The sequence below is a fragment of the Ferriphaselus amnicola genome, from assembly GCF_000974685.2.
GTDB lineage: Bacteria > Pseudomonadota > Gammaproteobacteria > Burkholderiales > Gallionellaceae > Ferriphaselus > Ferriphaselus amnicola.
In genome coordinates this window covers 2,403,060-2,417,199 of the sequence record NZ_AP018738.1, presented here as the reverse complement: position 1 = coordinate 2,417,199, position 14,140 = coordinate 2,403,060, and the positions used below count along the sequence as shown (strand labels likewise).

At 51.3% G+C, this 14,140-nt stretch carries 10 protein-coding genes and 1 pseudogene; 10 read left to right on the top strand and 1 reads right to left on the bottom strand.

The genetic code is table 11. The features are described from left to right. Positions 1–17: 17 nt before the first annotated feature. The 7 genes from OYT1_RS11980 (at position 18) to gspG (ending at position 6,763) form a co-directional block, all read left to right on the top strand. Positions 18–1,205, top strand: a complete 1,188-nt coding sequence (locus OYT1_RS11980; protein ID WP_062626603.1) for a type II secretion system F family protein — start codon at positions 18–20, stop codon at positions 1,203–1,205. A 4-nt stretch (positions 1,206–1,209) separates the two neighbouring features. Next, the gene (locus tag OYT1_RS11975; protein ID WP_062626604.1) at positions 1,210–2,886 is read left to right on the top strand and encodes a GspE/PulE family protein; all 1,677 of its coding nucleotides are present in this window, start codon (positions 1,210–1,212) and stop codon (positions 2,884–2,886) included. Continuing rightward, the gene (locus tag OYT1_RS11970) at positions 2,855–4,156 is read left to right on the top strand and encodes a hypothetical protein (RefSeq protein ID WP_145983716.1); all 1,302 of its coding nucleotides are present in this window, start codon (positions 2,855–2,857) and stop codon (positions 4,154–4,156) included. Before OYT1_RS11975 ends, OYT1_RS11970 begins: the two co-directional genes overlap by 32 nt. 75 nt (positions 4,157–4,231) lie before the next feature. Then, positions 4,232–5,077, top strand: coding sequence for a hypothetical protein (locus tag OYT1_RS11965; RefSeq protein WP_062626606.1), 846 nt, complete (start codon positions 4,232–4,234; stop codon positions 5,075–5,077). Between the two features lie 5 nt (positions 5,078–5,082). Continuing rightward, a complete protein-coding gene (locus tag OYT1_RS11960) occupies positions 5,083–5,637 on the top strand; it encodes a hypothetical protein (protein WP_062626607.1) in 555 nt (184 codons plus the stop codon). A 286-nt stretch (positions 5,638–5,923) separates the two neighbouring features. Next, positions 5,924–6,244, top strand: a complete 321-nt coding sequence (locus OYT1_RS11955) for a hypothetical protein (RefSeq protein ID WP_062626608.1) — start codon at positions 5,924–5,926, stop codon at positions 6,242–6,244. Between the two features lie 66 nt (positions 6,245–6,310). Continuing rightward, on the top strand, positions 6,311–6,763 hold the full coding sequence (gene gspG, locus OYT1_RS11950; protein WP_062626609.1) for a type II secretion system major pseudopilin GspG: 453 nt from the start codon (positions 6,311–6,313) through the stop codon (positions 6,761–6,763). 150 nt (positions 6,764–6,913) lie between these two features. On the opposite strand, the gene OYT1_RS11945 is transcribed toward gspG, so the two are convergent. Continuing rightward, positions 6,914–8,317, bottom strand: a complete 1,404-nt coding sequence (locus tag OYT1_RS11945; protein WP_062626610.1) for a deoxyguanosinetriphosphate triphosphohydrolase family protein — start codon at positions 8,315–8,317, stop codon at positions 6,914–6,916. Positions 8,318–9,215: 898 nt separating this feature from the next. Between OYT1_RS11945 and OYT1_RS14120 the strand changes: the two are divergent. From OYT1_RS14120 to OYT1_RS13770, 3 genes and pseudogenes are all read left to right on the top strand, one after another. Beyond that, positions 9,216–9,950: pseudogene (locus OYT1_RS14120) on the top strand (DUF6531 domain-containing protein); the annotation flags it as partial. 30 nt (positions 9,951–9,980) lie between these two features. Then, complete coding sequence (locus OYT1_RS11940; RefSeq protein ID WP_232013185.1) at positions 9,981–13,037, top strand: hypothetical protein; 3,057 nt, start codon at positions 9,981–9,983, stop codon at positions 13,035–13,037. After that, on the top strand, positions 13,034–14,134 hold the full coding sequence (locus OYT1_RS13770) for a polymorphic toxin type 37 domain-containing protein (RefSeq protein ID WP_062626613.1): 1,101 nt from the start codon (positions 13,034–13,036) through the stop codon (positions 14,132–14,134). The genes OYT1_RS11940 and OYT1_RS13770 overlap by 4 nt, the downstream gene beginning before the upstream one ends. Positions 14,135–14,140: the final 6 nt, after the last annotated feature.

The window sequence follows — 14,140 nt, the reverse complement described above, 5'->3', positions numbered from 1 at the left end:
TGAGCTACTAATTTTCCATGCCCACCCTAACCGCTCACCACCCCAGCCAAGGTATCGTCCGCCTGAACTTCGATGCACCCAGCGTCGAAGAAGCGGTACGGCTGGCAGAATCCCAAGGCTACCGAGTGGTGTCGTCGGGCGGGTTTGCACTGCCGTCCTTCCGTTTCACCCGACCCAAGCGCTTCCCGCTCACCCTGTTCAGTCAGGAACTGCTGTCACTGCTGGATGCCGGACTGCCCTTGCTGGAAGGCATCGAGATCCTCGCTCGCAAAGAGCGCGACAGCACCACCCGTGAGATCTACACCAGCCTGAGCCGGCAACTGTACGAAGGCAAATCCCTGTCGCACGCCCTGCAAGCGCATCCGACGGCCTTTCCTGCCCTGTACATCGCCACCCTGCGCGCTTCCGAAAAAACCTCCGACCTCAAATCCGCCCTGTCACGCTATCTGGTGTACCGCGAACAACTCGATGGCGTGAAGAAAAAAGTCCTCAGCGCCGCCATCTACCCGGTGTTCCTGATCGTGGTCGGCCTTGCGGTGATCCTGTTCCTGTTGGGCTACGTCATCCCGCGCTTCAGCCGGGTCTATGAAGAGATGGGTGACGACATCCCCATGATGTCGCGGCTACTGATGCAGTGGGGCAAGTATTTCGAAACGCACGGCAGCGTCATCGTGCTGGGCATGGGGTGCGTACTGGCCGGAGTGGCTTATGCACTGACCCGACCCGCCACCCGTGACTGGCTATGGCAACGCCTGTGGCAGATTCCGACCGTGGGCGAACAGCTCAAACTGTACCAACTCACCCGGTTCTATCGCACCCTCGGCATGTTGCTGCGCGGCGGCGTGCCTTTGGTCAGCGCCATGGACATGACCCGTGGCCTGCTGATCCAACCCTCGATGGAAGCCAGCCTCAATGCCGCCCGGCTGCGCATCAGCGAAGGCCAGGGGATCGCCGATTCACTGACGCATTGCCAACTCACCACCGATGTCGCCGAAGGCATGCTCAAAGTGGGTGAGAAATCCGGCAACCTCGGCGAAATGATGGAGCGCATCGCCAAGTTTTACGACGAAGCCATCGCCCGTTGGGTGGAATGGTTCACCCGTCTGTTCGAACCGATCCTGATGATGGTCATCGGTGCCGTGATCGGCGGCATCGTCCTGCTGATGTACCTGCCCATCTTCGAATTGGCTGGCAGCATACAATAACGGCATGGCCGATTTCTCCCCGATTCCGTTGGATATACTGGCTCGTTGTCGCGCAGAAAGTGTGGCCACCTTGCGTCCAGTGGTCGAGCTGCTGGCAGAAGCCCAAGGGTGTTCATCTGCCGAAGTCCTCCAGAATCTGGCGAGCTTACTGCACTATCCCGTGATCGGTATGGACGCACTGCGCCTATGCACTCCCGAATTCCACTACCTGAGCTTTGCCGAAGCCTCTAACCGGCATGCGCTGGTGGTCTCCAGCGAATCGGCTCCCCTCCGCGTGGTGATTGCCGACCCGTGGGACGAAGCGCTCCTCGCTTTATTGCAAGAACGTCTCGCACGTCCGTTTGCGATCTTCCTTGCGACTCCCGCTGACATCACCGCCTATCTGGCCTTGCAGGAAGACTCCCTGCGTGCGGTGAACCAGATGCTGGAGGGGGATGAGCAGGATGAACAACGGATCGGCAGCAACGAAGGACTGTCCCTGCGCTCCATTGCTGAAGACAGTAGCCCCGTGGTCAAGCTGGCCAACTCCACCCTGTACGATGCGCTGAAAAGTGGGGTGAGTGACATCCATCTGGAAAGTCATACCCACGGCATGACCATCAAATACCGGATCGATGGTGTATTGATCAAAGTTGGCTCCGTACCCAGTACCGAAACGGCGGAACAACTCATCTCCCGCATCAAGGTGCTGGCCGAGCTCGACATCGCCGAGAAACGCACCCCGCAGGATGGTCGCTTCAAAGTCACCATTCAAGGTCGTGATGTGGATGTGCGCGTGTCCATCATCCCCAGCATTCAAGGTGAAGATGCGGTGCTGCGTATTTTGGACCGCAAGTCACACAACGAACAAGCCAGCGGCCTCAATCTGGAACGACTGGGGTTTAGTGAATCCGCTCTGGAGTCAGTACGCCAACTAGCCCTCGAACCCTACGGCATGCTGCTGGTCACCGGCCCCACCGGTTCCGGCAAGACCACCACCTTGTATGCTGCACTCTCCGAGATCAACAACGGCTCGGACAAGATCATCACCATCGAAGATCCGGTCGAATACCAACTCCCCGGGGTGATGCAGATCCCGGTGAATGAGAAAAAAGGACTGACCTTCGCTAAAGGACTGCGTGCCATCCTGCGCCATGACCCGGACAAGATCCTAGTGGGCGAGATCCGTGATGCCGAAACCGCCCAGATCGCCATCCAGTCCGCGCTGACCGGCCACTTGGTGTTCACCTCGGTTCACGCCAACAACGTGTTCGACGTGCTGGGTCGCTTCATCCACATGGGTGTGGACAGCTACAGCTTCGTCTCGGCCTTGAATGGCATTCTTGCCCAACGACTGGTACGCATCGTCTGTTCCGAATGTGCCACCGACTTCACCCCCGATGACAAATTGCTGCGGCTCTCCGGCATCACAGCGGAGCAAGCATCACACTATCGCTTCCGTACTGGGCATGGCTGCGGTCATTGTCGTGGTACCGGCTACAAGGGACGCAAGGCTATCGCTGAGATCTTGCACCTGAACGACGAGATCCGCGAAATGATTGTCATGCGCGAACCGATCCGCAAGATCAAAGCCACCGCCAAAGCGCATGGCATGCGTAACCTGCGTGAATCCGCATTAGACTTGGTGCGCCGAGGCGAAACCACCCTGCATGAAATCAATCGGACCACCTTCGTTGACTAGAACGCTAGAGATCAGCCTGTCTCCCGATCGGGTACGCATCGTCACGCCTGCCGGTTGGCGACGTGCGGAAGTGGTGCTGGCTGAACTCGATTGCCTCCTTGTGGAAGGTAAGCCCCTCTGGCAAGCAGCCACCGAGTCCCTGAAGCAGTGGCTGGTCGAGCATCCACTGCCACCGGGCATGCGTGCGACGATCAACCTATCCAGCCATTTCATTCGCTATGCCATGCTGCCTTGGTCGCTGAATCTGGCTGGACGCAAAGAAGACCAAGCGCTTGGTCAGATTCTCTTTGAAGGCATCTACGGCGAGATCGCCAAATCTTGGCGGATTTCCATCGCTTCTGGCGGGTACGGCACACCCCGAGTGATGGCCGCCACCGAAGAGGGACTGCTGCTATCACTCGAAGCCTTACTGCCTAGACACAAGATCAAGGTCATCCGCCCGGAACTGGCCGCCATCCGCGTACTCCAGCACGCATGGCCGATCACCTCCACTCAACTGGCGGTGATCGAACCCGGTCTGGTGCTGAGTATCGGGATTCACAATGGACAGATCGACACGATTCGACGTTCATTGACCGGCAATGATCCAACCTTTGATCTGCACTCACTGCTGCAACGCGAAGCCCTGCTCAATGTCTATGATCCGGCCAGCGTACAACTCAGCTACTGCCTGTCTGATCCGACTCGACCGACACCCATGCGGATTCAGGACGGTATCACACGACTGGAGCTACCCAGCCCCTCCGGCTGGCATGCATTTAGATCAGGAAAGCTGGCTGCACTGAATTTCAAACATTCGGCCATCCAATCCCGGCATATCGGCTGGGCACTCCTGCTGCTATCCGCCGCCATGGCCGCGATGCTGGCGAACCAGCAAACTGCCATGCTTGAAGAGGCTGAGACGATCCACGCCCAACTCGCCGCCCGAACACCGAAGAAACCCCCGCCCATCACCTCACCGGATGCCATCGCCAAGCAACGCAAACTGGAAGCGATCAATGCCAGACTGACGTTCCCATGGGCAGGCTTGCTGAAAGGCTTGGAAAGCTCCGTGGGTGAGAATGTCGTATTGCTGGCAGTCGAACCTGATCCGGCCGGACATCAGGTCAAGATCGAAGCCGAAGCTCGTGACTGGGATGCCATGATCGAATACGTCGGCAAGATCGATGGCGAAGGCATCTTTGCAGAAGCGCACCTCATCAGCCATCGGGTGGAGAAGAACGAACCGCAGATGCCGATCAGGTTTGTGGTCGGATGCAGCTTGAAGTGAATGGAAATAAGAAATCCAGACAAATAGAGTGTAAAATCCTTAGCGCGCTGCGTGGCGTGCAAGCTAAAGAAAATTATGCATACCAGTTCAATCAATAATGGGTATTTTGAGCCAGTTCACTCGGCACACTCGATTGAGCAGGTTGTGCTTGTGTTGCATTTTGATCGCCCCATTGATCAGCAATATCTCAGTGACGCGCTTGTATGCGCTGCTCAATTTAAGACCCTGCTTCCAGGGGTTGCTCCTGTTCTTGGTGGTGGGATTGCTATAGCATTTGGCGGTCAATCTATACCGATGCAGATGCCTCCAGCGGGTGTCGTGATGAGTCGGAGTGCGCCGGATGGGACAATTGAAAATGAGCTCCGGATTGAGCAGGCCTCTATTACATTTAAATCGACTCGATATACGCGTTGGTCTGATATTTGGGGGCAAGCGGAAAAGTACTATGCGGCCTTAATTGGTCACTATCTGGATAGCGGCGCTACTCTAGTTAGTATTAGTATTAATTTTGTTGATAAGTTTGTTTGGAACGGAAGTGCAAAGGACTTTTCCCCAAATTTGCTACTTTCCAAAGATTCAGAGTTTGTTGCAAAGCACATTTTTTCCCTTGAGGACTTATGGCATATTCATACTGGAGCATTCATTAAGTCGGATGCGCAGACTAAGCGCTTGATGAATATTAATATCGACTGTTTGGATGAGATGGTTGGCCTGAATTCTAGGCGTTCAATTTCGATAACTACTGTACTAACGGACATGTTCAATCAAAATGGGTTTGAGCCACTGTCTTTAGCTCAGGATAGTGGCGAGGTTATGAACTTTATTTCGGCACACATGGGTGCGCTGCATGCATTCGATAAAGAGATTCTAGGAAAAACTCTTGTTGAGAGTATGGCTAAGCAAATTGCTCTGATTAACTAACTACAATGTCCACCAATATTAGTACGGCTGCTGCGGCAAAGATATTTCTCGCATTCAGCGTGACTCAGGCTCCAACTGTCAGCGCATTGCCAGGGGCAAGTGAGGCGCAGGTTAGGTCTGCACAGAGATCATTAGCCAGAACTTACCAGACTGCTCAAAATGTTGAGGTGGCTACAGTCGCGAATGACGAGATGTTTCATGATTTAAGTCGGGAAACTACGTCTTTAGAAAAGCTTATTGGTGAAATTAGAAACTGGGTGCTGTTTGAGCCAAACTGGGATGGGGAAGGCTCACTCAAACCATCGGCAATGTCACTTAAGCATGCGGTTTCTTTTGCTAGATTAATTAATGCTGAGGCTGAAATGCCTGAGCCAATGCTGTTTGCTTCTGGGCATGCTGCGCTTTTCTGGCAGAGTGAAGAACTATATGCTGACTTGGAATTTCTGGATGATAGTCGCATAGTCTATTTCATCAAAAAAAACAGTGATAAACACAAAGGGGTAGTTGCATTTGACTCTGAGAACATGCCATCTGTGTTCAAAACTCTCCTTAGTATTTAGTCGGCTTAGAGGAGTCTTCTCTAAGATTGGCAGGCGTTGTCGGCGCATCAACGAGGCTTCGAGTGATGAGAAGCTGCGTGTTGATGTTGTAAATCAGGCATGTCCGGAGTGTATTTGCGAAAAGCACACAACAAGTAGATTTTCTCCTGGCCTTATTCTGAATGAGGAGAGACTTACTCGGTTTATTTTCTCTCCGGTTCACGTACGCAAAAGCGGGGATATTAAACCTTCGGCCTTTTCTCATGTCTTCCAGCAGGGTTGCTCTATCCAAAGAGAATCAATTGTTATGGAAGGTGAGCTTGTTAGTTTTGTTACCGACTATCTGACGAAAAATCCATCCCACAAGTGGCATGGTGTCCTGATTGGCGATTGCGGATTGCTTAGGCAGTGTTTGCTGGAAAGCTCTGGGAAGCGCGCGCTATGTGTTTATGATACGGCGGAAAAACACAATCCGGCGCATGGTGAAATTCACAAATCACAGTACGTGATTGAAGAGGCCGATCAGTCGGAATTGCGTGCCACATTGTTCGAAATATTTAATAACGGAGCCAATACCAAGCCTAGTGAGTACCGCGACGGTATGGTTTTGAATAGGGTGTCGCAATAAATCTGATTGACCGCATGTCAGACTGGTCCCATCTGTGAACAATTCATTTTTACGACAGAGCCTAGTATGAAATATTCCAAGTTTAGCTGCGGTACCCAACGCCAGTCATCTGCTGGTCGATATGACGGATTTACGCTCCTGGAGCTGCTTGTTGTGATGGTCATCATTGGCTTGCTCGCCAGCTATGTCGGTCCCAAATACTTCAACCAAATCGGCAAGTCCGAGGTTAAGGCGGCGCGGGCACAGCTTGATGCACTGGATAAGTCACTGGATCAATATCGCTTGGATACCGGCCATTATCCGAGCACGGAGCAAGGCTTGAACGCATTGGTACAGCCACCTGCCAGTGAAGCCAAATGGTCAGGCCCGTATCTGAAGAAAGACGTCCCTCTTGATCCTTGGGGCGCGGCTTACCAATACAAAGCTCCAGATGAGCATGGTGAATTCGATCTTTTCTCATTCGGAAAAGATGGTCAACTGGGCGGAACTGGCGAGGCGGCGGATATTACTAATTGGTAGTGGGGCGTCAATCTGGGTGGACTCAGGGGATTTGCATTCAATCTGAGTTTTCTTGGTCAGTATTTCGACAAGGAAACTAGTACCGATTACAATTACTTCCGCGATGCGTATGACTCGGCATTGGGTCTCTATACGCAATTCCATCCCATTCTAGAATGGCTTGAATATGGACTGATCGCCCTGTTTTAATCTCCCGAAAAACTCAATCGCGTATCGGTCCGTCATGCCTGAAACAAAATCACAAATAAGTCGCATCTTATCCGCTGATTTCTGCAAACGCTGATGGGACTCCCTCACATCCTGAGGAAGTAGAAGATATCCATCATCCTCAGAAAGTGCCCTGAATATTGTTTTCACTATTTCATAGCCACGATATTCAACCAACTTTAGGCGTGGCGACATGATGGTCACCTCATAGTTAAGGTGCTTAAGAGACTCAACCTGTATTTTTACTCTTGGATCCATCGTAACTTTAGATAGGGCAGGTCTGTCATGATCTATCGAAATGGAGATGCTATTTATAAAACTATCCACAAGACTAGAGGTCAAGGCTGCTCTAGAATATCCGTTGCTGGCAATTAATCTGGATAGTATATACTCGTCGAGGGGCGAGACTATTTTCTGTTCGTCTTCTGGCTGTTGTTCTGTTTTGCCATTTATATCTCGCCTAAAAGTATAGGCTATTGCTTTAAGCACATCCTCTGACTTGGCATCGGGACATTCTTTCTTGACTTTATCTGTTACCCGTTGAAGTAACTCTGTATCAGTGCGAGCGATACTCAGAAGCATAAGTGGATTAACAAACCCGCCCTTGAGTCCATCTTCTAAATCATAGGTTGAGTAAGCAATATCGTCAGCAATGTCCATAATCTGACATTCAACTGTCTTTAGGGGAAAATGCGCGGGATAGTCGCTTGCAACGACTTCTCGGATTTGGCTAACAAGTGGTTTTTCTGTGCAGTAATAACCCTTCACAAGCTTGTCGGCATTTTTTCGTGAGACCGGAATCTCATTGTCGTACTTCAATATTGCAGCTAGTGAACGGAATGTCAGATTTAGTCCAATGCGATTGTCCTCACCCTTTAGCGTAACCCCGTCAAGCCCCCCATCTGTTGTTTCCTTCTTTTCTGATACAGCTAAAATGCGCAGTGTTTGTGCATTCCCCTCAAACCCACCCCAGCGCTTCATGCAATCATCAAGCGCATGCTCCCCGTTATGTCCAAATGGAGGATGTCCCAAGTCGTGTGCCAATGCGGCAAATTCCACTAAATCACAGTCAATTGGGTTTGTCCGCAGAAACTCATTATCATGATTCAGCTTTTGCGCTATGCTTTTTGCGATCTGCGCTACTTCAAGAGAGTGAGTCAGGCGATTGCGAAAGAAATCCGACTCATGTCCTGGGTAAAGTTGAGTTTTCCCCTGTAGTCGTCGAAAGGCAGGAGAGTGGATCAGTCTTGCGTAATCTCTCCGATATGGCGAACGAAAAGCGGAGTCAGTTTTTCCAGACTGAAGTTGACGATGCTGACAATTCTCACTGTACAACTTATTGGGCATAATTCTTTTCACTCAATAAAAAAGGCCAAACTTAGGTTGGCCTTTTTGATAATTCCGATATGCTTATCCCTTGCTGGCGATTGGTGGATTATCTACTGTTAACGACGATGGCTGCGAAGTCCGACTAGAATTGCTGTGCAACTCAGAATTTTGATTACCAATAGCGTTCGCTCTGTAAGAATCCATCATTTTATAGTTGGAAAGCTGTGATTGCGCTAGCGCCAAAGTTTTACGAATCACTTCGTCGGTTCCCATTTTGAGCCTCTCTCGATTAAAGTTCGTGAGTTCTGTTTACTTCACGGCCACTTGTCTGCGCGCCATTGTAGAATAATTCTTCAGACTCTGCTACTGAAGTTGGTGTCATCGACACAGAATGCATTACATCCGGCTGTCTGATGCCAGTGTGCATTTTGTCCATCACCACCATCTTTCCTGTCTGGAATTACTCCCCAGCGCTTTGTTGGTAATAGATATTCTTCATTTTTCATCGGCATCATACGCATACCGCTAGATGTTAACTTCGCTTATAGCTCAATCCTTCCGACAGCGAACGTCATGAGCCGAAAAATGCTCTTTCGACTCGGAGTTCGATGTATTTTGTGATCGATTGGACATCATTCTCAGTTGGACTTAACCAAGTCTGAATATTTCTGAACTTGATCGCACCAGCGAGTGCGACTACTTGAATGCCCCTTCCTGCCTTGCCTTGCCAAGATTGACCATCTAGCAATTTCTCAGATCACAACAGCTCCAATAATTACATTCATGTGTGCGATGTTTACCATCGGCAATGGATTTAGACACTTGATTTAGCATGGCTTAAAGTATCTCCTATATCCAAGGACTAGCCGATGACTTATTGGCATAGGCCTCCAGACATATATGACGACTTTAAGTTATGTGTCAGCATCTCCAGAAGAGATCGCATCCATCCAACAGGTGCGAGTGGGCGCATTTTCAGATGGTCGAACTGGGAGGTGAGATGAGCAAGTGCTTGGATAAATTGGTAAGCCATCGTTTAAATGCGAACTTTAGCTTGGGTATGGTGTTGCTGGCTTCTATCATGCATTCATCCGCTTCAATCGCAGCAGGTTCGTTCTATACAATCGGCGGCTACTCTGGAAATTACAGTGGGCGAGGATTCCTTTCGATTGATGATGCGGCCTCTTGGGGTTGTACAACCTCTATGACCAGCTCTTGGGGAGCTGGTTATCCTGCACCTCCGCCGAGTTTCTTTACTTGCGATGGTGGGGTCGTTTTCAATCAGCCTGCGGGTTGGCCTGACTGGGATCCTACGATTCAGGGGCATACAAATTACTGGTGGCGGTACTACTTTAATGGAGTTGGCCCATACCCACTTTATTCGATTGGATATGATCCAGCCATTTTTCCAATTGCGAAAAACTTCAGCGCTTCAACACATAGCTGCACCACGGCCCCGGCAGAGGCTGCCGCACCAGTTCATGTCGGCAACCCCATTCATGTTGGAATTGGCGATAAGCTACAAGTTGAGGTGGACTACGCTCAAGCAAACGGACTTGAATTTGTTCGCTACTACCACAGCAGTATGTTTGCATCAAAAGGTGGGTTTGGGCAGCAGTGGCGACACACCTATGATCGAAAGATTAATTCTCTTACGTCAGGGGGCTACAGCTTCGCTTATGTGACCCGAGCTGACGGAAAACAGTTCTCTTATCAACTTTCATCCGGTACGTGGATTCCAGATGCTGATATCAACGACACACTGGTTCGACTAACAGATGCTAGTGGTAATACCACGGGATGGAAGTTTACTGATGAGGTAAGAAAACAGGTCGAGACTTATGATGCATCTGGAAAGCTGAGTGCAATTATTGATCGCAATGGGGTGGCGCTGGCTCTTAGCTATAGCGATGCCACGACACCGATTTCTGTCGCACCTGCGCCAGGGCTATTGATCCGTATTGCGGATGCTTATGGTCGTCAGATCTCACTGACTTACGATATGTCTAGTCGAGTGAGCACCATGACGGATCCGGCGAGCCGAGTTTACAATTACTCCTATGATGCCAATAACAACCTGATTGGGGTAGTGTATCCGGACGATACGTTATCCAATACGGCAGATAATCCAAAGCGAATTTATCTTTATGGCGAGACTACTCGTATCAATGGCGGTGCTTCCTGTGCTAACAATGTAGATGGATATCCGCATGCCTTGACTGGCATGCTGGACACGGTAGCCTCTGATTTAACCGGAGATCCGAATAAGCGGTTTGGAAGTTGGGAGTACGATTGCCAAGGACGTGCAATTGCATCCGAACATGGTTCCAATATGTCTGGCGGGGCTGTGGATCGGTATCAAGTTTCGTATGGAGCATCATCTGCCGTAGTTACCGATCCACTTCTGTCTCAGCGTACATACAACTTACAAACTGTGCTTGGAGTAGTCAAGAGTTCGGGGCAGTCACAGCCTGCTGGCTCTGGATGCAGCGCTGCCGCCGCTAATCTTAATTACGACACCAATGGCAACATCGCTTCTCGTACCGATTTCAATGGCAATCTAACCTGCTATTCATACGACCTCACACGCAATCTGGAGAGTGTCCGCGTGGAGGGTTTGCCATCTGGCAGCGCTTGCCCCACGAATCTGGCTACCTATACGCCGGTCGCAGGCAGTGTCGAGCGCAAAACCACAACTCAATGGCATGCAAGTTATCGCCTACCCACTGCAATCGCTGAGCCGTTGCGCATTACCAGCTTCAGTTATGACACCAAGGGTAATCTACTTGGCAGAACAGTACAGGGAACGACTGATGCCACGGGGGCGACCGGGATGGCAGCGACTGCCTCTGGAACTGCGCGGATCACCACCTATACATACAATGCCGCAGGCCAGATTCTGACTGAGAATGGGCCACGCACCGACGTGCAAGATGTCACTCAGTACACTTACGACACACAGAGTAATCTCGCTACGGTCAAGAATGCGCTGAATCGCATCACAACACTAGGTGGGTACGATGCCAATGGGCGTCCAGCCACCATCACTGACCCGAATGGTTTGATCACCTCATTGGGTTACGACGCGCGCGGTCGTTTGTTGACTCGCAATGTCGGTGGTGAGACAACGGGTTATACCTACGATGGGGTTGGCAATCTGACTGGGGTGACATTGCCGAACGGCGCGTCTTATACCTACACCTATGATGCAGCTCATCGCCTGACACGGATCACTGATGCCCTAGGAAATCAACTTGTGTACATCTTGGACAATGCTGGCAATCGCACCCAAGAACAACTCTTCGATTCGACAGGCACATTGATTAAAAAGCACTCGCGCATCTTCGATGCCCTGAGTCGTTTGCAACAAGACATCGGAGCCGTCAATCAAACCACCACCTACACCTACGATGCTAATGGCAATCTCACGGGCGTGACGGATCCGCTAAACCGTCAAACCACGAATGTCTATGATGCGTTGAATCGACTCAGTCAGGTGTCCAATCCGGATACGGGGGTTGTTAAGTATGCTTATGATGGCTTGGATCAACTGAAACAAGTCACTGATCCACGGAATCTCGTTACCACCTATACCCGAGATGGTTTGAGTAACCTTAGTCAGACCGTCAGCCCAGATACAGGGACGACCAACGTAACTTACGACGCAGCGGGCAATGTATTAACCAGCACGGATGCCAAGGGACAGAAAGCGACTTATACCTATGATGCGCTGAATCGGGTGTTGACGATCAGCTACAGTGGCGGCACCAGCCCGGCTCAGAGCGTGACCTATCAATATGATCAGGGAGTGAATGGCTTGGGGCACTTGACCTCCATGACCGACATCACGGGTACCACCTCGTTCAGCTATGACGCTCATGGCCGCCTGCTTACCGAGACCAAAGTGGCGTATGCGGCAACCTATGTCACGCGCTACAGTTACGATGTACAAGGCAAGCTCACTTCCATGACATATCCGTCAGGTCGCTTGGTGAGTTATAGCTACGATACGATCGGTCGAGTTTCTCAGGTCAGCACGACCCTGAGTGGTCAAACGCAAGTATTGGTCAGTGGCATCACCTACCACCCCTTTGGTGGAGTGAAGAGCATGCTGCGAGGAAACGGAAAAACCTATACGCGTCTCGTCGATCAAGATGGCCGAATTGCCAGCTACACCGTGAACGGCAAGTCGATGTCGATTGGCTATAACCCAGCCTCAGAGATCGCACTGATCACCGACTCGACAAATCCTACCTTGGCGGCCAGCTACAGCTACGACCCAATGAGCCGGTTGACCAACTACACCCAAGGCTCGATCAGCCAAGGGTTCGTTTATGACAAGGTGGGCAATCGAACCAGCCAGACGGTGGGTGCCACTAGCACGACCTACGGTTATGCGGCAACCAGCAACCGACTTGCCAGTACCCAAGTAGGTGCAGCCGCTGCCAAAACCGTGACACAGGATGTCAATGGTGCGACGACCTCCGATGGAGTCAAACAATATGCCTACGATATTCGAGGTCGAATGAGTCAGGCCACGACGGCACAAGGAACCGTTAATTACTTCGTGAACGCGCTGGGACTGCGCACTCGCAAACAAGCCACCTTCACCACCACCGATACCGTCTATCTCTACGATACGGACGCACACCTGATCGGTGAATTCACGACAGGGACGATTAAACCTGCGCGCGAATATGTGTGGTTGGGTGATATGCCTGTGGCGGTGATGCAATGAACGGCCAGCTAAAACGCGAAGGAGAAAACGAAATGATGACTCATTCCAACATTGGCCGAACCGTGCGCGGATATCGCCTCTTCCGTACCGTGCTATCGATGGGGGTGCTCTGCATTGGACTGCTAGGTTTCAATGCATCCGCCATGGCTGCTGTGACCGCCAAAATGACCAGTCCAGTTGCCAATGCTACGGTGGCAGAGCCTGGGAGATTTGTGCTGACCGCCACGGCAACCAGCACCGGCGGCACGATCAAGAATGTGGCGTTCTATTCGGGTACCACCCTACTCAACACGGACACCACTTCGCCCTATACCTTCACTTGGAACAATGTGGCGGCTGGGACGTATGTGCTGAAGGCCAAAGCGACGGATAGCAAGAATGCTACCGCGACTTCAACTACGGTGACAGTAACGGTGACCAAAGTTGTAAAAGCGTATTACATTGACGTTGATCACCTAAATACCCCACGCGCAGTGACTAATAGTACCGGTGCGGCGGTTTGGACATGGGACAACGTGGATCCATATGGTGCGAACGTGCCGAATGAAAATCCGGGTGGGCTCGGGGCATTTGCGTTCAATCTGAGGTTTCCTGGGCAGTATTTCGACAAGGAAACGAGTACCCACTACAATTACTTTAGGGATTACGATCCGGCGGTAGGGCGGTATGTCCAGAGTGATGTGATCGGGCTGGGCGGCGGGGTTAATACGTACACCTATGTTGGTGGAAAACCGCTGAGCTATACCGACCCGCTCGGGCTATGTCCCTTCTGCATCATCCCAGCATTACCGCTTATTCCAGAGGTTGCCATTATTGGCACTACTTGGTGGGCAATGAAGCCGCCGAAAGATGCCTACGACCCAAATGGTGCAAAAGCACCAGGTCAACCGGGAGACGGTGATGGTTTTTGTGAACCCAAGAAAGGACCTAAATGGGGGCGCTCTCCAAACGGTAGAGGCAATGGATGGGTTGATAATGATGGAAATGTCTGGGTTCCTACGGGGCTTGGTGGCGAAGCGCATGGTGGTCCTCACTGGGACGTTCAAAGGCCGGGTGGAGGATATGACAATGTATATCCTGGCGGGAAAACGCGTTAGATAGGG

Coding starts and splice junctions, on each gene's coding strand:
- OYT1_RS11980 (WP_062626603.1), top strand. CDS start 18: ATGCCCACCCTAACCGCTCACCACCCCAGCCAAGGTATCGTCCGCCTG.
- OYT1_RS11975 (WP_062626604.1), top strand. CDS start 1,210: ATGGCCGATTTCTCCCCGATTCCGTTGGATATACTGGCTCGTTGTCGC.
- OYT1_RS11970 (WP_145983716.1), top strand. CDS start 2,855: ATGAAATCAATCGGACCACCTTCGTTGACTAGAACGCTAGAGATCAGC.
- OYT1_RS11965 (WP_062626606.1), top strand. CDS start 4,232: ATGCATACCAGTTCAATCAATAATGGGTATTTTGAGCCAGTTCACTCG.
- OYT1_RS11960 (WP_062626607.1), top strand. CDS start 5,083: ATGTCCACCAATATTAGTACGGCTGCTGCGGCAAAGATATTTCTCGCA.
- OYT1_RS11955 (WP_062626608.1), top strand. CDS start 5,924: ATGGAAGGTGAGCTTGTTAGTTTTGTTACCGACTATCTGACGAAAAAT.
- gspG (WP_062626609.1), top strand. CDS start 6,311: ATGAAATATTCCAAGTTTAGCTGCGGTACCCAACGCCAGTCATCTGCT.
- OYT1_RS11945 (WP_062626610.1), bottom strand. CDS start 8,317: ATGCCCAATAAGTTGTACAGTGAGAATTGTCAGCATCGTCAACTTCAG.
- OYT1_RS13770 (WP_062626613.1), top strand. CDS start 13,034: ATGAACGGCCAGCTAAAACGCGAAGGAGAAAACGAAATGATGACTCAT.